The sequence below is a fragment of the Streptomyces sp. NPDC001194 genome (assembly GCF_042896985.1).
Taxonomy (GTDB): Bacteria; Actinomycetota; Actinomycetes; order Streptomycetales; family Streptomycetaceae; genus Streptomyces.
On record NZ_JBIAXU010000001.1, the window covers coordinates 774,478 to 795,644 of the forward strand.

The 21,167-nt window shown below is 72.0% G+C and carries 19 protein-coding genes; 8 read left to right on the forward strand and 11 right to left on the reverse strand.

What is annotated here, in order from left to right; genetic code table 11:
- Nucleotides 1-176: 176 nt before the first annotated feature.
- The 10 genes from ACFY1T_RS03745 to ACFY1T_RS03790 are packed head-to-tail and all read right to left on the reverse strand — an operon-like array spanning nt 177 to nt 10,193.
- The gene (locus ACFY1T_RS03745; RefSeq protein ID WP_390786788.1) at nt 177-1,733 is read right to left on the reverse strand and encodes an NADH-quinone oxidoreductase subunit N; all 1,557 of its coding nucleotides are present in this window, start codon (nt 1,731-1,733) and stop codon (nt 177-179) included.
- Nucleotides 1,730-3,301, reverse strand: a complete 1,572-nt coding sequence (locus ACFY1T_RS03750; protein WP_390786961.1) for a NuoM family protein — start codon at nt 3,299-3,301, stop codon at nt 1,730-1,732. Before ACFY1T_RS03750 ends, ACFY1T_RS03745 begins: the two co-directional genes overlap by 4 nt.
- Nucleotides 3,302-3,339: 38 nt before the next feature.
- On the reverse strand, nt 3,340-5,397 hold the full coding sequence (locus ACFY1T_RS03755) for an NADH-quinone oxidoreductase subunit L (protein WP_390786789.1): 2,058 nt from the start codon (nt 5,395-5,397) through the stop codon (nt 3,340-3,342).
- Nucleotides 5,394-5,759 carry an NADH-quinone oxidoreductase subunit NuoK gene (nuoK, locus tag ACFY1T_RS03760; RefSeq protein ID WP_030870093.1) on the reverse strand — a complete coding sequence of 122 codons (366 nt, stop codon included), beginning with the start codon at nt 5,757-5,759 and terminating at the stop codon, nt 5,394-5,396. The genes ACFY1T_RS03755 and nuoK overlap by 4 nt, the downstream gene beginning before the upstream one ends.
- A complete protein-coding gene (locus tag ACFY1T_RS03765; protein ID WP_390786790.1) occupies nt 5,759-6,373 on the reverse strand; it encodes an NADH-quinone oxidoreductase subunit J in 615 nt (204 codons plus the stop codon). Before ACFY1T_RS03765 ends, nuoK begins: the two co-directional genes overlap by 1 nt.
- The gene (locus ACFY1T_RS03770) at nt 6,370-6,966 is read right to left on the reverse strand and encodes a NuoI/complex I 23 kDa subunit family protein (protein WP_390786791.1); all 597 of its coding nucleotides are present in this window, start codon (nt 6,964-6,966) and stop codon (nt 6,370-6,372) included. Before ACFY1T_RS03770 ends, ACFY1T_RS03765 begins: the two co-directional genes overlap by 4 nt.
- Nucleotides 6,966-7,925 carry a complex I subunit 1 family protein gene (locus ACFY1T_RS03775; RefSeq protein ID WP_327133181.1) on the reverse strand — a complete coding sequence of 320 codons (960 nt, stop codon included), beginning with the start codon at nt 7,923-7,925 and terminating at the stop codon, nt 6,966-6,968. Before ACFY1T_RS03775 ends, ACFY1T_RS03770 begins: the two co-directional genes overlap by 1 nt.
- Nucleotides 7,922-9,196: an NADH-quinone oxidoreductase subunit C gene (locus ACFY1T_RS03780; protein ID WP_390786792.1), complete on the reverse strand. Its 1,275-nt coding sequence runs from the start codon at nt 9,194-9,196 to the stop codon at nt 7,922-7,924. Before ACFY1T_RS03780 ends, ACFY1T_RS03775 begins: the two co-directional genes overlap by 4 nt.
- Nucleotides 9,193-9,795: an NADH-quinone oxidoreductase subunit B gene (locus ACFY1T_RS03785; RefSeq protein ID WP_390786793.1), complete on the reverse strand. Its 603-nt coding sequence runs from the start codon at nt 9,793-9,795 to the stop codon at nt 9,193-9,195. Before ACFY1T_RS03785 ends, ACFY1T_RS03780 begins: the two co-directional genes overlap by 4 nt.
- The gene (locus ACFY1T_RS03790; RefSeq protein WP_030870082.1) at nt 9,786-10,193 is read right to left on the reverse strand and encodes an NADH-quinone oxidoreductase subunit A; all 408 of its coding nucleotides are present in this window, start codon (nt 10,191-10,193) and stop codon (nt 9,786-9,788) included. The genes ACFY1T_RS03785 and ACFY1T_RS03790 overlap by 10 nt, the downstream gene beginning before the upstream one ends.
- A 147-nt stretch (nt 10,194-10,340) precedes the next feature.
- Here ACFY1T_RS03790 and ACFY1T_RS03795 point away from each other — a divergent pair, with 147 nt between their 5' ends.
- The 5 genes from ACFY1T_RS03795 to ACFY1T_RS03815 all read left to right on the forward strand — a co-directional run bounded on the left by ACFY1T_RS03795 (nt 10,341) and on the right by ACFY1T_RS03815 (nt 17,168).
- Nucleotides 10,341-11,534 carry a sensor histidine kinase gene (locus ACFY1T_RS03795; RefSeq protein WP_390786794.1) on the forward strand — a complete coding sequence of 398 codons (1,194 nt, stop codon included), beginning with the start codon at nt 10,341-10,343 and terminating at the stop codon, nt 11,532-11,534.
- 282 nt (nt 11,535-11,816) lie between these two features.
- The gene (locus ACFY1T_RS03800) at nt 11,817-13,091 is read left to right on the forward strand and encodes a sensor histidine kinase (protein WP_390786795.1); all 1,275 of its coding nucleotides are present in this window, start codon (nt 11,817-11,819) and stop codon (nt 13,089-13,091) included.
- A 135-nt stretch (nt 13,092-13,226) separates the two neighbouring features.
- Nucleotides 13,227-13,886: a response regulator gene (locus tag ACFY1T_RS03805; protein ID WP_390786962.1), complete on the forward strand. Its 660-nt coding sequence runs from the start codon at nt 13,227-13,229 to the stop codon at nt 13,884-13,886.
- Between the two features lie 281 nt (nt 13,887-14,167).
- Entirely contained in the window at nt 14,168-16,111 is a 1,944-nt protein-coding gene (locus ACFY1T_RS03810) for a 2-oxoacid:acceptor oxidoreductase subunit alpha (RefSeq protein ID WP_390786796.1), read from the forward strand.
- Nucleotides 16,104-17,168, forward strand: a complete 1,065-nt coding sequence (locus ACFY1T_RS03815; protein ID WP_390786797.1) for a 2-oxoacid:ferredoxin oxidoreductase subunit beta — start codon at nt 16,104-16,106, stop codon at nt 17,166-17,168. Before ACFY1T_RS03810 ends, ACFY1T_RS03815 begins: the two co-directional genes overlap by 8 nt.
- A 43-nt stretch (nt 17,169-17,211) precedes the next feature.
- Here the strand turns inward: ACFY1T_RS03815 and ACFY1T_RS03820 are convergent, their stop codons facing one another.
- Nucleotides 17,212-17,550, reverse strand: a complete 339-nt coding sequence (locus ACFY1T_RS03820; RefSeq protein ID WP_390786963.1) for a winged helix-turn-helix transcriptional regulator — start codon at nt 17,548-17,550, stop codon at nt 17,212-17,214.
- A 148-nt stretch (nt 17,551-17,698) separates the two neighbouring features.
- Between ACFY1T_RS03820 and ACFY1T_RS03825 the strand changes: the two genes are divergently transcribed.
- The 3 genes from ACFY1T_RS03825 to ACFY1T_RS03835 all read left to right on the forward strand — a co-directional run bounded on the left by ACFY1T_RS03825 (nt 17,699) and on the right by ACFY1T_RS03835 (nt 21,160).
- Nucleotides 17,699-18,553, forward strand: coding sequence for an NAD(P)H-binding protein (locus tag ACFY1T_RS03825; protein WP_390786798.1), 855 nt, complete (start codon nt 17,699-17,701; stop codon nt 18,551-18,553).
- Nucleotides 18,554-18,678: 125 nt separating this feature from the next.
- Nucleotides 18,679-19,632 carry an EamA family transporter RarD gene (rarD, locus tag ACFY1T_RS03830; RefSeq protein WP_390786964.1) on the forward strand — a complete coding sequence of 318 codons (954 nt, stop codon included), beginning with the start codon at nt 18,679-18,681 and terminating at the stop codon, nt 19,630-19,632.
- Between the two features lie 211 nt (nt 19,633-19,843).
- Nucleotides 19,844-21,160, forward strand: coding sequence for a M28 family metallopeptidase (locus ACFY1T_RS03835; protein WP_390786799.1), 1,317 nt, complete (start codon nt 19,844-19,846; stop codon nt 21,158-21,160).
- The last annotated feature ends 7 nt before the right edge of the window (nt 21,161-21,167 follow it).

Sequence of the window (21,167 nt, forward strand, 5' to 3'; positions counted from 1 at the left end):
GATCTGAGGGTCTACGGTCCAGTGGACCCTCCCTCCTGGCTCAACGCGAGGTGAGGGCGTCTGGTTCCCAGGGCGCGGCGTCCCCGCCGCCCGGGAGGGCGGGGCGGCGGGGACGCGGAGGGCGTTGGGCCGTACGGGTCACGGCGTACGGGCGCACCGGCCCGCGGCACCGCGGGCTACTGCGGGAACAGGCCGCCCGACGCGAAGCGCAGGACCAGCTGCGGGGCGGCCGACAGCACCACGGCGATGACGGCGGTGACCGCGATGGCGGCGGTGACCGGCCACGGGGTCTTCGTACGGGCGCCTTCGGCGGGGGCCTCGGGGGCGCGGAAGAGCAGCGCCGTCCAGCGCAGGTAGTAGTACAGGGCGATGACGACGTTGACCGCCATGACCACGGCCAGCCAGCCCAGGCCCGCGTCCACGGCGGACCGGAAGACGGTGACCTTGGCGAAGAGGCCGATGAGGCCCGGCGGCAGTCCGGCCAGGCAGAGCAGGAAGAAGGCCAGCGCGAGGGCGGCGGCCGGGCGCTCCGCGTAGAGGCCGCGGTAGTCGCTGATCCGGTTCTGCGGCTTCGTACGGGCGACCAGGGCGGCCACGGCGAAGGCGCCGAGGTTCACGGCGGCGTACATGAGGGCGTAGGCGATGGTGGAGCCGACCTGGTCGCGCTCGGAGTACGCGGCGGCGGCGATCGGGACGAGCAGGTAGCCGGCCTGGCCGACGGAGGACCAGGCGAGCAGCCGGACGGCGCTGTTCGGCCGGTCCGCGCTCTGGCGCACGGCGGCGGCGTTGCCGAGCGTCATCGTCAGCGCGGCGAGGACGGCGAGGGCCGGGCCCCACACGTCGGAGTAGGCGGGGAAGGCGATCACCGTGACGAGGATGAGGCCGGTGAAGCCGACGGCCTTGCCGATCACGGAGAGGTAGCCCGCGATGGGCAGCGGCGCGCCGACGTAGGTGTCCGGGACCCAGAAGTGGAAGGGGACGGCGGCGGTCTTGAAGGCGAAGCCGACGAGGGTGAGCGCGACGCCGGCCATGGCGAGGGTGTCGAGCTGCCCGGGGACGTCCTCGAGCCGGTCGGCGACCTGCGCGAGGTGCAGGGTGCCGGTGGCGGCGTAGACGAAGCTGACGCCCATCAGCGACACGGCGGTGGCGGTGACGGAGGACAGGAAGAACTTGAGGGCGGCCTCGGAGGAGAGGCGGTCGCCGCGGCGCATGCCGACGAGGGCGAACGCGGGCAGCGAGGCGACTTCGAGGGCGACGATCAGGGTGGCGAGGTCGCGGGAGGCGGGCAGCAGCGCGGCGCCGGCGGCGGAGGACAGCAGCAGGAACCAGTACTCGCCGGCCGGCATGCGCGCCTCGCGGACGGTGGTGACCGACAGCAGGGCGGTGACCAGGGCGCCGGCCAGTACGAGGAACTGGACGACGAGCGCGAAGTGGTCGGCGGTGTAGCTGCACGCGCCGGGGTCGGTGGTGAGGCAGAAGGTGGCGCGGTCGCCGGCGCGCAGCGGCAGCAGGGCGGCGGTCGCGGCGGCGAGGCCGGCGACGGAGACCCAGCCGAGGAGGGGCTTGCGCCGCTCCGGTACGAAGAGGTCGGCGACCAGCACGACCAGGGCGACGGCGGCGGTCAGGACCACGGGGGTGATCGCGAGCCAGTCGACGCTCTGGACGCGGCTCGCGGCCTCGGCGGCCGGGGCCGCCGACGGAGCGGACAGAACGGAGGCCGTCAGGGCCGTCATGCGTTGCCTCCTGCGAGGAGCTTCTGGACGGCCGGGTCGGTGAGGCCGAGGAGGACGGCGGGCCACAGGCCGGCGAGGACGGTGAGGGCCACGAGCGGGGTCCAGGCGGCGAACTCGTGGCGCTGGATGTCGGCGAGTTCGAGCGCGGGGCCCGACGGGTGCTCCGGCCGGGCCGCGGGGTCGCCCATGCAGACGCGCCGTACGACGATCAGCAGGTAGGCGGCGGTGAGCAGGGTGCCGAACGCGCCGAAGGCCATGTACGTGAGGAAGGCGGGCCGGGAGAGTCCCCGGGCCGGCTCGAACGCGCCGAACAGGGCCAGCATCTCGCCCCAGAAGCCGGCGAGGCCGGGCAGGCCGAGCGAGGCGACGGCGGCGAAGGCGAGGAAGGCTCCGAGGCGGGGGGCGCGGCCGTAGAGGGCGGCGCCGGTGGCTCCGGCGAGGGTGTCGAGGTCGGCGGTGCCGTAGCGGTCCTTGAGGGCGCCGACGAGGAAGAACAGGAGGCCGGTGATCAGGCCGTGGGCGATGTTCGCGAACAGCGCGCCGTTGACGCCGGTGGGGGTCATGGAGGCGATGCCGAGGAGGACGAAGCCCATGTGGCCGACGGACGAGTACGCGATGAGGCGCTTGAGGTCGCCCTTGTTGCCCTTGCGGGCGAGCGAGAGGCAGGCGAGCGACCCGTAGACGATGCCGACGGCGGCGAAGGCGCCCAGGTAGGGGGCGAAGGTGGCCATGCCGTCGGGGGTGACGGGGAGCAGGATGCGGACGAACCCGTACGTGCCCATCTTCAGCAGGACGCCGGCCAGCAGGACGGAGCCGACGGTGGGGGCGGCGGTGTGGGCGTCGGGCAGCCAGCTGTGCAGCGGCCACATCGGGGTCTTCACGGCGAGGCCGATGCCGATGGCGAGGACGGCCAGGAGCTGGGTGGTGTGGGTCAGTTCGCGGCCGTTGTCGGAGGCGAGTGCCACCATGTCGAAGGTGCCGCTGTTCACTCCGATGAGCAGCAGTCCGAGGAGCATGACCACGGATCCCAGGAGCGTGTAGAGGATGAACTTCCAGGCGGCGGCCTGCCTCTGAGCACCGCCCCAGCGGGCGATGAGGAAGTACATCGGGATGAGGACCATCTCGAAGGCGAGGAAGAACAGCAGCAGGTCGAGGACGGCGAAGGTCGCGAGGGTGCCGGATTCGAGGACGAGGAGCAGGGCGACGAAGGCCTTCGGGGCGGGGCCTTCGGGGAACTTGAAGTAGCTGTAGAGCGCGCAGAGGAAGAACAGCAGCGCGGTCATCAGGAGGAGGGGGAGCGAGATGCCGTCGACGCCGAGGTGGATCCGGACGTCCAGCGCCGGGATCCAGCTGATGTCCGTGGTCGCCTGGAAGCGGGCCGGGGTGCCGCGGTCGAAGCCCAGGGCGAGGGCGACGGCCGCGGCGAGGATCACGCCGGTCACGGTCACGCCGTGGCGCAGCACGGCCTGTTCGGGGCTCTTGCCCTTGAGTCCGGGCGGGGCCGGCAGGAGGGCGGCGAGGGCGCCCAGGAGCGGTGCGGCCACGACGAACGCCAGGAGGAACTGCATCACGGACGGGCTGATATCAATCACGGCTGACTCACGGCTCACGATCCGGCGTTGACGTTGGCGAGGACGGCGGTGGCGATCGCCAGGACCACGGCGCCGGCGAGCAGGGCGCTCAGGTAGCTCTGTACGTTGCCGGTCTGGGCCCGGCGTACGAGGCTTCCGAGCAGCCGGGGGCCGGCTCCGGCGCCGCTGACGTACGTGTCCACGACCTCGCGGTCGAGGAAGCGGACGAGGCTCGCGGCGGCGCGGACGGGGCGGACGAACAGCCGGTCGTAGACGGCGTCGAGGTGGAAGCCGTCGGCCGCGTGGCGGTGCAGGGGGCCGAGCAGCGCCCGGCCGGGGTCGGCGGCGGGGCCCGCCGGGACGGCGGGGTGCTCGTGGGCGACCTCCGCGACCTCGGGTGCTTCGGCCGCGGATTCGGCGGCCGCGGTGGCCGCGGACACCCCGGCGGCGACGGCGGCCGGCTGTTCGGCCGCGGCGGCAGCGGCGGCGGGGGTGGGCCGGGCCGTGGCCGGAGCCGTGGCGGCCCTCGCGGTGGCCCGCTGCCACAGGGCGTACGTCAGGACCCCGCCGACGACGGCGGCTCCGGTGCCCAGGACGGAGGTGACCGGCGTGGGGGTGAGTCCGTTGCCGTCGAACCAGTCGGCGATCGTACCGGCGGCGAGGCCGAGTCCGATGGACGGGATCGCGAGCACCCACAGCACGCCGGTCATGGCGACGGGCTCCTTGCCGTGGTCGGGGGCGGCGGGGCCCCGGCCGCGGAAGGCCATCAGCCACAGCCGGGTGGCGTAGGCGGCGGTGAGCAGGGCGGTCAGCACGCCGGAGACGAGCACGATCCAGCCGGCGGCGCTGGGCGCGAATTCCGAGTGCCCCCCGGCGGCGTGCTCGGCGGCGACGAGGACGGCTTCCTTGGAGAAGAAGCCGGCGAAGGGCGGGATCGCGGCGAGCGCGAGCAGCGCGATCGTCATCGTCCAGAAGGCGTCGGGGATGCGCTTGGCCAGGCCGTCCATGCGGTCCATGGCGGCCAGGGAGTTCGTCCCGGCGGCGTGGATGATCACGCCCGCGCCGAGGAACAGGAGGGCCTTGAAGGCGCCGTGGGACAGGAGGTGGAAGACGGCGGCGCCGCGGTCGCCGACGGCCAGGGCCCCGGTCATGTAGCCGAGCTGGCCGATCGTGGAGTAGGCGAGGACGCGCTTGATGTCGTCCTGGGCCAGGGCGGCGAGGCCGGAGCCGACCATCGTGACGGCCGCCATGACGGCCATGACCACCAGTGCGGCCTGCGAGGCCGCGAAGACCGGCAGGAGGCGGGCGACGAAGTAGACGCCGGCGGCGACCATCGTCGCGGCGTGGATCAGCGCGGAGACCGGGGTGGGGCCCGCCATGGCGTCGGGGAGCCAGGTGTGCAGCGGGAACTGGGCGGACTTGCCCGCGACTCCGGCGAGCAGCAGGAGCGCGATCAGCGTGGGGTGGTCGAGTCCGCCGGAGGCGACGGTGCCCAGGATCTTGGGGATCTCGAAGGAGTCGGCGTCGGTGGCGAGCGCGAACAGGCCGATCAGGAAGGGGACGTCGCCCAGCTTGGTGACGAGGAAGGCCTTCAGGGAGGCGGAGCGGGCCGCCTCGGTCTCCCAGTAGTGGCCCACGAGGAAGTACGAGCAGATGCCCATGACCTCCCAGCCGACCAGCAGCACCATCAGGTCGCCGGAGTAGACGACGAGCAGCATGGCCGAGGTGAACAGCGAGACCAGGGCGGCGTACGAGGGGTAGCGCGGGTCCTCGCGCAGGTACGCCGTGGAGTAGAGCTGTACGCAGGTGGCGACGACGCCGACCAGCACGGCGACGAGCGCGGCGAAGCCGTCCAGGTAGAGCGAGAGCTCGATCGGCACCGAGCCGGTCGGGGTCAGCTCCGTCGAAGCGGCGATCGGGGTGCCGCCACCCTGGCGGACGGCGACGAGGACGGCCAGTACGGCCGAGGCCAGCGCCGGCAGCACGGCGAGCGGCCGGACGAACCCGGGGGCGCGGCGGCCGAGCAGCAGTCCGGCCACCGCGCCGAGGAAGGGCAGGAGCGGGACGAGGACCGCGAGGGTCGTGGTGCTCACGCGGTGACCTCGCTCTGGTTGTTCGGGGCGGTCTGGTCGTTCGGGGCGGGCTCGTGGCCCTCGGCGGTGTCGCGCAGCCGGTCGACGTCCGAGGTGCCGCGGTTGCGGTACACCATCAGCACGATCGCGAGGCCGATGCCGATCTCGGCGGCGGCGATGGCGATGGTGAAGAGGGTGAGGGCCTGGCCGCCGTGCAGGGCGTCGCGCAGCCAGACGTCGAAGGCCACCAGGTTGAGGTTGACGGCGTTGAGCATCAGCTCGACGGACATCAGGACCAGGATGGCGTTGCGGCGGGCGAGCACTCCGTACAGGCCCGTGCAGAAGAGGAGCGCCGCGAGCACGGCGGGGTAGGCGAGGTGCATCAGCGCTGCTGCCCCTTCGTGTTCGTGTCGTCGGCGGATCCGCCGGCCGCGGTGTCCCTGCGGGAGAGCACGATGGCGCCGATCAGGGCCGCGAGGAGGAGGACGGAGAGCGCTTCGAAGGGCAGTACCCAGTGCTGGAAGAGGATCTCGCCGGAGACCTTGGTGGAGCCCTGGGCGGGGCCGTCGAGGTCGATCCAGGTGGTGCGGAAGGCGTCGACGACGACCCAGACGAGGGACGCGGCCGCGATGAGGGCGACGCCGAGGGCCACCGGGCGGTTGTTCGAGTCGGCGTCCGGGGAGCGGCCGATGGGGGCCTTGGTGAGCATCAGCCCGAAGAGGAGGAGGACGACCACGGAGCCGAGGTAGATCAGGACCTGGACCCAGGCGATGAACTCGGCGGTCAGCAGCAGGTACTCGACGGCGATGCCGCCCAGGGCGACGACCAGCCAGAGGGCGGCGTGCACGAGCTGCTTGGTGGTGACGGTGACGACGGCCGCGCCGAGGGTGGCGAGGCCGACGAGGACGAAGGCGATCTCGACGCCGGTCGGGGAGAGGAACCCGTGGCCCGTCGCCGCGGCGGCCAGGGTGGTGGCCGCGGGGGTCAGGTCGCTCACGCGTCTCCCTCCGGGGTCGTGGGGGTGTCGGTCCCGGGCGTCGCGGTCGCGGAGGCCTCGGCTGCGGCGGCGGCCGCGGCTTCGGCCTTCTCCGCCGCCTTGCGGGCGGCGGCGATCTCCTTGGGCTCCTCCGCGGCCGGGTCCAGGGCGGGCGGGGCCGGGACGGTCCACATCCATTCGCGCAGCTTGTCGCGCTCGTGGGTGAGTTCGAGGATGTCCGTCTCCGCGTACTCGAACTCCGGCGACCAGAAGAGGGCGTCGAAGGGGCACACCTCGATGCAGATGCCGCAGTACATGCAGAGGGAGAAGTCGATGGCGAAGCGGTCGAGGACGTTGCGGCTGCGCTCGCGGCCGCCGGGGGCGGCGGCCGGGACCGTCTCCTTGTGGGAGTCGATGTAGATGCACCAGTCGGGGCACTCGCGGGCGCACAGCATGCAGACCGTGCAGTTCTCCTCGAACAGGCCGATGACCCCGCGGGTGCGGGGCGGGAGTTCGGGCTGCACCTCGGGGTACTGGGCGGTGTGCGCGCGCTTCGTCATCGTGCGCAGGGTGACGGCGAGGCCCTTGGCCAGGCCGGATCCGGGAATGGGCATCAGCTGATCGCCACCTTCACGATGCCGGTGAGCGCGATCTGGGCGAGCGCGAGCGGGATGAGTGTGGTCCAGGCGAGCTTCTGGAGCTGGTCCTCGCGCAGGCGCGGGTAGCTGACGCGGAGCCAGATCACGACGAAGGCGAGGACCGCTGTCTTGAGGAGGGTCCAGACCCAGCCGTCGGCGATCGGGCCGTGCCAGCCGCCGAGGAAGAGGACGGTGGTGAGGGCGCACAGGACGACGATGCCGGCGTACTCGGCGAGCAGGAACAGCGCGAAGCGCAGGCCGGTGTACTCGGTGTACGCGCCGAAGATGATCTCGGAGTCGGCGACGGGCATGTCGAAGGGGGGCCGCTGGAGTTCGGCGAGGCCGGCGGTGAAGAAGACGAGGGCGCCGGTGATCTGCCAGGGGAGCCACCACCACTGGAAGGCGTCGACGATGCCGGGGAGGGACACGGTCCCGGCCGCCATCGCGACGGAGGCGGCGGCGAGCAGCATGGGGAGCTCGTACGCGAGCAGCTGGGCGGCGGTGCGCAGGCCTCCGAGGAGGGAGAACTTGTTGGCCGAGGCCCAGCCGGCCATGAGGCTGCCGAGGACGCCGACGCCCATGACGGCGAGCACGAAGAACAGCCCGGCGTCGATGACCTGGCCGACGGCGCCTTCGCCGGGGCCGATGGGGACGGCGACGAGGACGAGGAGGTACGGGAGGAGGGCGACGGCGGGGGCGAGCTGGAAGATGCGCCGGTCGGCGCCCGCCGGGACGATGTCCTCCTTCTGCGCGAACTTCACGCCGTCGGCGACGAGCTGGGCCCAGCCGTGGAAGCCGCCGGCGTACATGGGGCCGAGGCGGCCCTGCATGTGGGCCATGACCTTGTGCTCGGTCTGCCCGACGACGAGCGGGAGCACGAGGAACACGGCGAAGACGACGATGAGTCGCAGCGCGACGTCGAGGACGTCGTTCACGCGTCGCCTCCGTTGGGGTCGGATTCGGATTCGGGTGTGCCGGTGGGCGCGGACTCGGGGCCGCGGTCGGAGTCGGGCCCGCGGTCGGAATCGGGTCCGGCGCCGGGCGCGGTCCTCGACCCGCCCTTCGGGCCCGGGTCGGCCCCGGGGGCGGGCTCGGGGTCCGGTGCTTGGTCCGGTGCCTGGGCCTGGTCCGGGGCCTGGGCCTGGTCCGGTCCGGGTTCCGTGAAGGCGGGCTGCGGGTTGTGCCAGGGCGCGTCGGCGCTGCGGGGGGCGGGGCGCCTGCCCGGCGCCACCGTGCGGCCCCGGATCGCCTGGCCCTCCGGGCGCGCGGGGGCGTCGGCCTGCGGCGCGCCCTCGGTCCCGGGCTCGGTCGGCGCGACGGCCTGGCTCGCCGAGCCGTCCGATGCGGAGCGGGTACGGCGGGCGGGGCGCGGCGGGGCTTCGGCCTCCGGCTGCGCCGGGGGGACGGCCCGGCCGGCCGGGCCTTCGGCTGCCGCGGGGGTGCTGCGCGCGGGGGCGTCGGCCTGTGGAGCGGCCGCCGCCTCCGGCTGCGCCGCCTGGCCGGCCGAGCCGTCGGCGGCCGAGCGGGTACGGCGGGCGGGGCGCGGCGGGGCTTCGGCGGCCGGGGCGCCGGCGGCGGCTGCGCGGGGGGTGCGGGCCGTGCGGGCGGGGCGGGCGGGGGCCGGGGGGAGCTGGCCCTTCATCGGGCCCCAGTCGTTGGGGTCCGGGACGCCCGGCGGGAGCATCTGGCGGCGCTTCGGGGCGTCGGGGTCGTGTGCCTCGCCCGGCTCCTTGGCCCCCGGCCAGGCCTTCGCGACGCGCGCGGCCAGGACGAAGTCCTTCCGGAGGGGGTGGCCTTCGAAGTTCTCCGGGAGCAGGAGGGGGACCAGGTGCGGGTGGTCCGTGAAGACCACGCCGAACATCTCGTGCGTCTCACGCTCGTGCCACTCCGCGCCCGCGTAGATCGCGACCGCGGAGGGCAGGGAGGGCGCCGAGTGCGGGACCGTCGTACGGAGCAGCAGGCGGCGTACCCGGTGGTTCTCCAGGGACACGACGTGCGCGCAGACGCGGAAGCCCGTGCCCGGCTCGTCCACCGCGCTCAGCCAGTCGAAGTAGGTGCAGCCCAGCTTGTCCCGGGCGATCTCCAGCGACGCGATCCAGCTTCCGGCGGGGACGTCCACGGTCAGGACGTCGTAGGAGTGGTCGGCCAGCGCCTCCGCGCCGAAGACCGTCGCCACCGCGTCGGGGAGGGAGTCGTAGAGGTTCATGCGCCCGCTCCCGGGGCCGGCGGGGGCTTGACCAGGCCGCTCGTGAGCTGGACGGTCGAGGGGTCGGTCGCGTAGCGGTCCGCCAGCGACTCTCTGGCGATCTTCTCCTGGAGCTTGAGGATGCCCTGGAGCAGCGCCTCCGGGCGCGGCGGGCAGCCGGGGACGTAGACGTCGACCGGGATGATCTGGTCGACGCCCTTCGTCACCGAGTACGAGTCCCAGTACGGCCCGCCGCAGTTGGAGCAGGCGCCGAAGGAGATGACGTACTTCGGCTCCGGCATCTGCTCGTAGAGCCGCTTCACGGCCGGGGCCATCTTGTCCGTCACCGTGCCCGAGACGATCATCAGGTCCGCCTGGCGCGGGCCGGGCGCGAACGGGATGACGCCGAGGCGGATGAAGTCGTGCCGGGCCATCGACGCGGCGATGAATTCGATCGCACAGCAGGCGAGGCCGAAGTTGAAGACCCACAGGCTGTAGCGGCGGCCCCAGTTCAGGACCACCTTCATGGGCTCGGGCGCGAGGCGGGAGAGGACTCCCAGGCGCCTGGGCTCCGGGAGCAGCTGGGGCTCGGCCGGTGTCGCGGCCGGTGTCACGTCCATTCGAGGACGCCCTTCTTGTACGCGTAGAGCAGGCCGACGGCCAGGAAGCCCAGGAAGATGAACATCTCCACGAGCGTGGTGGCGCCGTAGCCGCTGTCGGCGAACACCGTCGCCCACGGGAAGAGGAAGATCGAGTCGACGGCGAAGATGACGTAGAGGAACGCGTAGACGTAGTAGCGGACCTGGGTGTGCGCCCAGCCCTCGCCGACGGGGTCCACGCCGCACTCGTACGTCAGCAGCTTCTCAGGGGTCGGGACGACCGGTCTCAGCAGGCGGCCCGCGCCGAACGCGACGGCCACGAAGAGCACACCGAGGACGGCCAGCAGGCCGACGACCGAATAACTCCGGAAATAGTCCGCCGCGAGCACGGTTACGGTCGATACCGTTGGGTCGGGCACGTCCGTTCCTCGCTCCTTGGCCACTGTCGATGATCTGGTACGGACGGGAGTCTAGGGCCTGGCCCACACAGGGTGGGGTTATCCCCCGTTTACCGCGGCCCGGCTACCCCATGGCGACGGCGGGACGGAATTGGCAGGCTGGGCGGCATGACCGCGACCATTCAAGTCTCCCACCCAGGTCCCGACAACGACCGGCCCCCGCCCGTACGCCCGGCCCTGGGGGCCGTGGCGTGGAAGGAGACCGTCCATCTGCTGGTCAATCTTCCGCTCGCACTCGTCGGTTTCGTCTACACGGTGGCCATGGTGGCGACCGCCGGCGGCCTGTCCGTGACCGCGGTCGGTCTTCCGCTGCTCGCCTTCGGCCTGCTCGGATCCCGTCTGCTGGGACGGCTGGAGCGGGCGCGGGCGCGCGCGCTGCTCGGCGTACGGGTGGAGGAGCCGACCCCGCTGCCGGGGCCGCGCCGGGCCGGCGGGTTCTTCCCCTGGCTGTGGGCGGGAGTGAAGGACCCGGTGGCGTGGCGGACGGTGCTGTACTCGCTGGTGCGGCTGCCCTGGGGGGTGGTGACGTTCACGGTGGCGCTGGTGGGGCTGCTGGTGCTGTGGCCCGTGCTGCCGTACGTGGTGCGGCTGCTGTCGAACGCGGACCGGCTGATGGTGCGGGGGCTGCTGTCGCCCTCGGACGAGCTGGAGCGGCGCATCGCGGAGCTGGAGTCCGACCGGGGGGTGGTCGTGGACACGGCCGCGGCCGACATGCGGCGCATCGAGCGGGACCTGCACGACGGGGCGCAGGCGCGGCTGGTCGCGCTGGCGATGGGGCTGGGTCTGGCGAAGGAGAAGCTGCTGGAGGATCCGGACGCGGCGGCGGCGATGGTCGACGAGGCGCACGGGGAAGTGAAGCTGGCGCTCCAGGAGCTGCGGGACCTGGCGCGGGGGATCCATCCGGCGGTCCTGACGGACCGGGGGCTGGACGCGGCGCTGTCGTCGGTGGCCTCGCGGTGCGTGGTGCCGGTGAAGGTGGCGGTGGATCTGGAGGAGCGGCCCGCGGCCGCCATCGAGGGGATCGCGTACTTCACGGTGTCGGAGCTGCTGCAGAACGTGAGCAAGCACGCCGGGGCCCGGGGGGCGAGCGTGGAGGTGTGGCGGAGCTCGGAGACCGCTTCGGGGCGGTTGTTGATCCGGGTTTCGGACGACGGGCGGGGCGGGGCCGACGTGACGGGCGGCTCGGGCCTGGCGGGGCTGGCGGAGCGGCTGCAGGCCGTGGACGGGGTGTTCCTGGTCGACTCCCCCGCCGGGGAGGGAACGGTGGTCACGGCGGAGCTGCCCTGGCGCGGGCGCGGCTGAGCCTGGCGCGGGCGCGGCTGAGCGGGCCCCGGGACGTGTGATCGGGACCCCCGTCCGGGGTGGGTGCGGGCGGGGGTCCCGTCACGTGTCGCGCGTCCCGCCCGCGACGCCCGGTCGAGGTCCGGTCGGGGCCCGCTCGAGCCCCGGTCGGGGCCGGATCGGAGGGTGGGGTTATCCCCACCCTGGGGACGCCTACCCGCCCGATGGTTTCCGGGCCTCCCGGACGGGAGGGTGGGGTGATCGTGGGAAGTGTCTGGGAGGCGGGTCGGGATGATGGGTTTCGTGCGTGTGCTGCGGGCTCCCGTGGAGGGGCGGACCTGGCGGGAGCTCGGGTTCCTGCTGCTCGGGCTGCCGCTGAGCGTGCTGTACTTCTCGCTCGCGATCACCGGCGTCAGCCTCGGCGCCGGGCTGCTCGTCACCTTCCTCGGGATCCCGGTGCTCGCCGGGGTGCTCGCCATGTGCCGCGGGTTCGGGCGCGTCGAGCGGGGCCGGGCGCGGGCCATGCTCGGGGCCGACATCGCCGACCCGGCGCCCGTCCGGGCCGGTAAGCGGGGTCCGGTCGCCGCCATGGGGGCCCTGCTCAAGAGCGGCAGCGCCTGGCGGCACGCGCTGTACTGCGTGATCCACCTCCCCTGGGCCGTGTTCGCCTTCACCCTGGCACTGGTGTTCTGGGCGTACGGCTGGGCCTTCCTGCTGTACCCGGTCTGGTTCTGGGTCTTCCCGGCCTACACCGACTGGCCGGGGCTCCAGCTCTTCCAGAACGGCGAGCACACCTTCTACCTCGACTCCCCCGCCGAGATCGCCCTCGCCTGCCTGGCCGGGCTGGCCTTCACCCTGGCCACGCCCTGGGTGGTGCGGGCCCTGACCACCGTCGACTGGGTCCTCATCGCCGGGCTGCTCGGTCCCTCGCGCCTCGACCACCGGGTCACCGAGCTGGAGTCCGACCGCGGGGTCGTCGTCGACACCGCCGCCGCCGACCTGCGGCGCATCGAGCGCGACCTGCACGACGGCGCCCAGGCCCGCCTCGTGGCCCTGGCCATGGACCTCGGACTGGCGAAGGAGAAGCTGGCCGAGGACCCCGGGGCCGCCGCCCGCATGGTGGACGAGGCGCACGGAGAGGTGAAGATCGCGCTCCAGGAGCTGCGCGACCTGGCCCGCGGGATCCACCCGGCCGTACTGACCGACCGCGGCCTGGACGCGGCGCTGTCCTCGGTCGCCTCCCGCTGCGCGGTGCCGGTACGGGTCTCCGCGGAGCTGCGGGAACGGCCCGCGGCCGCGATCGAGGGAATCGCGTACTTCACGGTGTCCGAGCTTCTCCAGAACGTCAGCAAGCACTCCGGGGCCCGTACGGCGAGCGTGGACGTGTGGAGGTCCGGGAACCGGCTGCTGATCCAGGTCACGGACGACGGACGCGGCGGCGCGAGCAGCACGGGCTCCGGCACGGGGCTGGCCGGTCTCACCGAGCGGCTGGACGCCGTGGACGGGGTGCTGGTCCTCGATTCCCCGGCCGGCGGCGGCACCACCGTCACCGCCGAGCTCCCCTGGCGTTCCCGGTAGTCCGTTCCCGGCTCCCGAGTACGCCTCGTCCGATGATCCCTTCTCGCCTCCATCCGGACCCCAGGCTGGGATGCTTGGCTGCGTCAGGTACACAGGACGACGGGGACGCGGGAGCTGCTGGACGTGGAAGACAGGGTGCGGGTGGTCATCGCCGAGGATTCGGTGCTGCTGCGTGAGGGCCTGACCCGGTTGCTGACCGACCGGGGGCATGACGTCGTGGCCGGCGTCGGGGACGCGGAAGCCCTGATCAAGACGGTGGCGGAGCTGGCCGCCGAGGACGCGCTGCCGGATGTGGTGGTGGCGGACGTACGGATGCCGCCGACGCACACCGACGAGGGCGTGCGGGCCGCCGTAAGGCTGCGGCGCGAGCATCCCGGTATGGGTGTGCTCGTGCTGTCGCAGTACGTGGAGGAGCAGTACGCCACCGAACTGCTGGCCGGTTCAAGTACCGGGGTGGGGTATCTGCTCAAGGACCGGGTGGCCGAAGTGCGGGAGTTCCTGGACGCCGTCGTACGCGTGGCCCGGGGCGGGACCGCCCTGGACCCGGAGGTGGTCGCCCAGCTGCTGGGGCGCAGCCGGAAGCAGGACGTGCTGGCGGGGCTGACCCCGCGCGAGCGCGAGGTGCTGGGCCTGATGGCCGAGGGCCGGACCAATTCGGCCGTGGCCAAGCAGCTCGTGGTCAGCGACGGAGCGGTCGAGAAGCACGTCAGCAACATCTTCATGAAGCTCGGGCTGTCGCCGAGCGATGGGGACCACCGGCGGGTTCTGGCCGTTCTCACCTACCTGCGGTCTTGACCGGAGGACCGGGGGCATTGATCAAAACCTTGATCAACTGACACCCTGTCAGGTGCGGCGTTACCGCACCGGGCCGCTGGGGGCTCGCACCATTTCTGCACTGCATGAAATCTCGGAAATCTCTCGGAATCCCGTGGACCCGCGCAATCCCACGGGATTCTCTCGACAGACCGCCGCAGACGACGGTCCAGAATACGAGCGTCCCCCGGGAAGGCCGGCCCTGCCGACGTAGGGTTGACCTTGGGAACGGGAACGCCACGCCTCGAAGGAGGTCCAGTTCAGTGACCAGCCAGGTCAGTAGTCCAGCCGAACAGGCCGACGGGGCCGAAGGTGCCGTAGTCGGCGAACAGCGGACCCCCCCGGCTCCGGGGGGCAAGGAAGTACGCCGTCTGGACCGCGTCATCATCCGCTTCGCGGGTGACTCGGGTGACGGCATGCAGCTCACGGGTGACAGGTTCACCTCGGAGACGGCGTCCTTCGGAAACGACCTCTCCACGCTGCCGAACTTCCCGGCCGAGATCCGCGCCCCCGCCGGCACCCTGCCGGGCGTCTCGTCATTCCAGCTGCATTTCGCCGATCACGACATCCTGACGCCGGGCGACGCCCCGAACGTACTGGTCGCGATGAATCCGGCGGCGCTGAAAGCGAACATCGGGGACGTTCCGCGCGGGGCCGAGATCATCATCAATACAGATGAATTCACCAAGCGCCCGATGGCGAAGGTGGGCTACGAGACCTCGCCTCTGGAAGACGGTTCGCTGGGCGCTTACAACATCCACCAGGTGCCCCTGACCACGCTCACCGTCGAGGCGCTGAAGGACTTCGGGCTCTCCCGCAAGGAGGCCGAGCGCAGCAAGAACATGTTCGCCCTGGGCCTGCTGAGCTGGATGTACCACCGGCCCACCGAGGGCACGGAGAACTTCCTGCGGCAGAAGTTCGCGAAGAAGCCCGACATCGCCGAGGCGAACGTGGCGGCCTTCCGGGCCGGCTGGAACTTCGGCGAGACGACCGAGGACTTCGCGGTCTCGTACGAGGTCGCCCCGGCGACCCGGGCCTTCCCGACGGGCACGTACCGGAACATCTCCGGGAACCTGGCCCTGTCGTACGGGCTGATCACGGCGAGCCGGCAGGCCGACCTGCCGCTCTACCTGGGCTCGTACCCGATCACCCCGGCCTCGGACATCCTGCACGAGCTGAGCAGGCACAAGAACTTCGGCGTACGGACCTTCCAGGCCGAGGACGAGATCGCGGGCATCGGTGCGGCGCTCGGCGCGGCCTTCGGCGGCGCCCTCGGCGTGACCACCACCTCCGGACCCGGAGTCGCGCTCAAGTCCGAGACGATCGGGCTCGCGGTCTCGCTGGAGCTGCCGCTGCTGATCGTGGACATCCAGCGCGGCGGCCCGTCCACCGGTCTGCCGACCAAGACGGAGCAGGCGGACCTGCTCCAGGCGATGTACGGGCGCAACGGCGAGGCCCCGGTGCCGATCGTGGCGCCCCGGACCCCGGCGGACTGCTTCGACGCCGCCATCGACGCCGCGCGCATCGCGCTGACGTACCGGACGCCGGTGTTCCTGCTGTCCGACGGGTACCTCGCGAACGGCTCCGAGCCCTGGCGGATCCCGGACGTCGCCGACCTTCCCGACCTGAAGGTCCAGTTCGCCGCCGGGCCCAACCAGCAGCTCGCGGACGGCACCGAGGTCTTCTGGCCGTTCAAGCGCGATCCGATGACGCTGGCCCGCCCGTGGGCGGTGCCCGGCACGCCCGGGCTCGAGCACCGCATCGGCGGCATCGAGAAGCAGGACGGCACCGGCAACATCTCGTACGACCCCGCCAACCACGATTTCATGGTCCGCACCCGCCAGGCCAAGATCGACGGCATCCTGGTCCCGGACCTGGAGGTCGACGACCCCGACGGCGCCCGCACCCTCGTCCTGGGCTGGGGCTCCACCTACGGCCCCATCACCGCCGCCGTGCGACGCCTGCGCAATGCCGCCAGCCCCGTCGCACAGGCCCACCTGCGCCACCTCAACCCCTTCCCGAGGAATCTCGGGGAGGTCCTGAAGCGTTACGACAAGGTAGTGGTGCCGGAGATGAACCTCGGGCAGCTCGCCACCCTGATCCGGGCGAAGTACCTGGTCGACGCCCAGTCGTACACCCAGGTCAACGGAATGCCGTTCAAGGCTGAGCAGCTCGCGAAGGTTCTCGAGGAGGCCATCAATGACTGAGGTGACCGACGCCCCCCATCTGCTCTCCCTCGTGCCGAAGGCCGAGGCCAAGCAGTCGATGAAGGACTTCAAGTCGGACCAGGAGGTCCGCTGGTGCCCCGGGTGCGGTGACTACGCGGTGCTCGCGGCCGTGCAGGGCTTCATGCCCGAGCTGGGGCTGGCGAAGGAGAACATCGTCTTCGTCTCCGGGATCGGCTGCTCCTCGCGTTTCCCGTACTACATGAACACGTACGGGATGCACTCGATCCACGGCCGGGCCCCCGCCATCGCGACCGGGCTGTCCACCTCGCGCCGCGACCTGTCGGTGTGGGTGGTCACCGGGGACGGCGACGCGCTCTCCATCGGCGGAAACCACCTGATCCACGCCCTGCGCCGCAACGTCAACCTCAAGATCCTGCTCTTCAACAACCGGATCTACGGACTGACCAAGGGCCAGTACTCGCCCACCAGCGAGGTCGGCAAGATCACCAAGTCCACCCCCATGGGCTCGCTCGACGCCCCCTTCAACCCGGTCTCGCTGGCGCTCGGCGCCGAGGCCACCTTCGTGGCCCGGACGGTCGACTCCGACCGCAAGCACCTCACCGAGGTGCTCCGCGCCGCCGCCGACCACCAGGGCACGGCACTGGTGGAGATCTACCAGAACTGCAACATCTTCAACGACGGCGCCTTCGAGGTGCTGAAGGACAACGACCAGGCGCAGGAGGCGGTGATCCGGCTGGAGCACGGGCAGCCGATCCGCTTCGGCGTGGACGGGCACAAGGGCGTCGTACGCGACCAGGCCACGGGGGAGCTGGCGGTCGTCACGGTGACCCCCGAGAACGAGTCCCGGATCCTGGTCCACGACGCGCACGGCGGCCCGACCACCGCCTTCGCCCTCTCCCGGCTGGCCGACCCGCACACCCTGCACCAGACGCCCATCGGGGTCTTCCGCAGCGTGGAGCGGCCGGTCTACGACACGCTGATGGCCGAGCAGCTGGAGACGGCCGTCGACGCCAAGGGGAAGGGCGACCTCAGCACGCTCCTCGCCGGCAACGACACCTGGACGGTCGTCGGCTGACCCGCGCCCGCCGGACGGTGCGACGAGGCCCGGAGCTCCTGCCTCAGGAGTTCCGGGCCTCGTCGTACGCGGCCCGCGCGGCCTGCACGTCGACGGTGCGCCGCTCGGTCCAGCGGGCGAGCGCCCACACCTGGTCGGCGGCCTCGCGCCCCAGCTCGGTCAGGGAGTAGTCCACGCGCGGCGGGATCACGGGCTTGGCGTCGCGCAGCAGGAACCCGTCGCGCTCCAGCGTCTGGAGGGTCTGGGCCAGCATCTTCTCGCTGACGCCGCCCACCTCCCGGCGCAGCTCGCTGAAGCGGTACGAGCGCTCGACGAGCGCGGCCAGCACCAGGACGCCCCAGCGGCTGGTGACGTGCTCCAGCACCCCGCGGGAGGGGCACATCGGGGCCTTCACACTGACTTCGGGCTGCTCACTCACCTTCATACCAGTACCTTACTTTGAAGTGGGTACTTACGAAAGGTTAGCGCTCTCCCTAGGGTGGTGTCACACCGCGAAACAAGACACGGTCCCCACGCAAGGAGCGCACCCCATGAGCATCGTCGTCACCGGAGCCACCGGAGCCCTCGGCCGCCTCGTCGTCGAGGAGCTGCTGAACCAGGTCCCCGCCGAGCGCGTCGCCGTCGTCGTCCGCAGCGAGGAGAAGGCCGCCGACCTGGCCGCCCGCGGGGTCGAGGTGCGCGTCGCCGACTACGACGCCCCCGAGACCCTGGCCGGCGCCTTCCGCTCCGGCGACCGCGTCCTGCTGATCTCCGGCAACGAGGTCGGCCGCCGGGTTCCGCAGCACCTCGCCGTGGTCGCGGCCGCGCAGGCCGCCGGCGTCGCCCAGCTCGCGTACACCGGGATCCTCGGCGGCCCCGAGGCCGACTTCGACCTGGCCGCCGAGCACAAGGTCACCGAGCAGGCCATCCTCGACTCCGGCCTGCCCCACACCTTCCTGCGCAACGGCTGGTACCACGAGAACTACACCGGGCACCTGGGCACCGTCCTGGAGCACGGCGCGGTCGTGGGCAGCGCGGGCTCGGGCAGGATCGCCTCCGCCGCGCGGGCGGACTACGCCGCCGCCGCGGCCGCCGTACTGACCGGCGAGGGCCACCTGAACCGGGTGTACGAGCTGTCGGGCGACTCCGCGTGGAGCCTGGCGGAGTACGCGGCCGAGGTCGCGGCGCAGACCGGCAAGGAGGTCGCGTACAGCGAGGTCCCGGCCGAGGCGCACCTGTCGATCCTGACCGGCGCCGGGGTGCCCGAGGGCTTCGCGGCGATCCTCGTCGACGTGGACGCGGCGATCTCCCGCGGCCGGCTGGCCCACACCGGCGGGGACCTGTCCCGGCTCATCGGCCGTCCGACGACCCCCGTGGCCCACGCGATCGCCTCCGCGCTGGCCTGAGTCCGCCTGCGCGCGGCCACGCAAGACCCGGGACGTGTCATGAGTATCTCCTGTAAACGGGCATGACATCCGGCCCCTGCGGCGCTACCTTCGTGAGGTTGGCCGAATCACGACTGGAGGGCCCCGTGAAGGCGGAGAACGAGCAACGCACGGGCTTGCTCTACGGATTCGGCGCATACGGGATGTGGGGGCTGGTCCCCCTGTTCTGGCCGCTGCTCAAGCCGTCCGGGGCCATCGAGATCCTCGCCCACCGCATGGTGTGGTCGCTGGGCGTGGTCGGGATCCTGCTGCTGGCCATGGGCCGCTGGGCCTGGATACGGGACCTGCTCCGGCAGCCCCGCAAGCTGGCCCTGACCGCGCTGGCCGCCTCGGTGATCTCCGTGAACTGGGGCCTGTACATCTGGGCGGTCAACAACGGCGCGGTCGTCGAGGCCAGCCTCGGCTACTTCATCAACCCGCTCGTCACCATCGCGATCGGCGTGCTGCTCCTCGGCGAGCGGCTGCGCCGGGCGCAGTGGGCGGCGGTCGCCATCGGCGTGGCCGCCGTGCTGGTGCTCGCCGTCGGGTACGGGCGGCCGCCGTGGATCTCGCTGGTCCTGGCCTTCTCCTTCGCCACGTACGGGCTGATCAAGAAGAAGCTCAACATGGGCGGGGTCGAATCGCTCGCCGCCGAGACCGCGCTGCTGTTCCCGCCCGCCCTCGGCTACCTGCTGTGGCTGGGCGCCCAGGGCAGGTCCACCTTCGCCGCGGAGGGCCTCGGGCACGCCTCGCTGCTCGCCGCGACCGGGCTGGTCACCGCGATCCCGCTGGTCTTCTTCGGGGCGGCCGCGATCCGGGTCCCGCTGTCCACGCTCGGGCTGCTCCAGTACCTGGCCCCGGTGTTCCAGTTCGGACTGGGCGTCGTCTACTTCCACGAGGCGATGCCGCCGGAGCGCTGGGCCGGATTCTCCCTGGTCTGGGTCGCCCTGGCGCTGCTGACCTGGGACGCGCTGCGCACGGCGCGGAAGAACCGGGTCCGGCTCGAAGCGGCCCGCGCCGCCACCGGGCCGCTGCCGGCCCCGGCGACCGAGCCGGCGTGACACCGCACAGCACCCCCGACACCCCCACGATCCCCGCCACGGAACTTCCGTGACGGGGATCGTCCGTTTTCCGAACGACCCTGACCGAATCTCGGTCTTGACGGGCAGTCACCCTTCCACTGAACATCAGGCTCGCACTGACGCACGATCGCTCAATTGCGCCACCCCGCACGTTCCGTTCAATCCCCAACGGAATCCCGGAGTCCCCCACATGAGCCTGTCCGTCTCCCGGCGTCTCGCCGCCGTGACCGCGATCGCGGTCGCCGGCCTGTTCGCCTCCACCGCTCCCGCCGCACTCGCCGCCCCCACGGCGGCGACCGCGGCGCCGACCCCGCCCGACATCCCGGTCGCCAACGTCAAGGCGCACCTGGCACAGCTGCAGTCCATAGCCACCGCCAACGGCGGCAACCGCGCCCACGGCCGGGCCGGCTACAAGGCCTCGATCGACTACGTGAAGGCCAAGCTGGACGCGGCCGGTTTCACCACCACCCTGCAGACCTTCACCAGCAGCGGCGCGACCGGCTACAACCTGATCGCCGACTGGCCGGGCGGTGACCCGAACTCGGTGCTGATGGCCGGCTCGCACCTGGACTCGGTGACCGCCGGTCCCGGCATCAACGACAACGGATCCGGCTCGGCCGCCATCCTGGAGACGGCGCTGGCCGTCTCGCGCGCACAGCTCCAGCCCACCAAGCACCTGCGGTTCGGCTGGTGGGGCGCCGAGGAGCTCGGCATGATCGGCTCGAAGTACTACGTGAACAACCTGCCGGCCGCCGAGAAGTCGAAGATCTCCGGCTACCTGAACTTCGACATGATCGGCTCGCCGAACCCGGGCTACTTCGTCTACGACGACGACCCGACCATCGAGCAGACCTTCAAGAACTACTACGCGGGCGTCGGCATCCCGACGGAGATCGAGACCGAGGGCGACGGCCGTTCCGACCACGCCCCGTTCAAGAGCGCGGGCATCCCGGTCGGCGGTCTGTTCTCCGGCGCCGACTACACCAAGACGGCGGCGCAGGCGCAGAAGTGGGGCGGAACCTCCGGGCAGGCCTTCGACCGCTGCTACCACGCCTCGTGCGACACCTCGGCGAACATCAACGACACCGCCCTCGACCGCAACTCGGACGCCATCGCGTACGCGATCTGGAACCTGGGGGCCGCCACCCCGGTCCCGCCGGGCCAGTCCTTCGAGAACACGGCGGACGTGAACATCCCGGACTCCCCGGGCGCCGCGGCGACCTCGCCGATCACGGTCTCCGGCGTCACGGGCAACGCCCCGGCCACCACCAAGGTGGACGTGAACATCGTGCACACGTACATCGGTGACCTGGTGGTGGACCTGGTGGCCCCCGACGGCACCGTCTACAACCTGCACAACCGCAGTGGCGGCAGCGCCGACAACATCGTCAAGTCGTACACGGTCAACGCGTCGAGCGAGGCGGCCAACGGGCTCTGGAGCCTGCGGGTGAAGGACGGCGCGGCGCAGGACACCGGCTACATCAACAGCTGGAAGATCACCTTCTGAGCCGGGA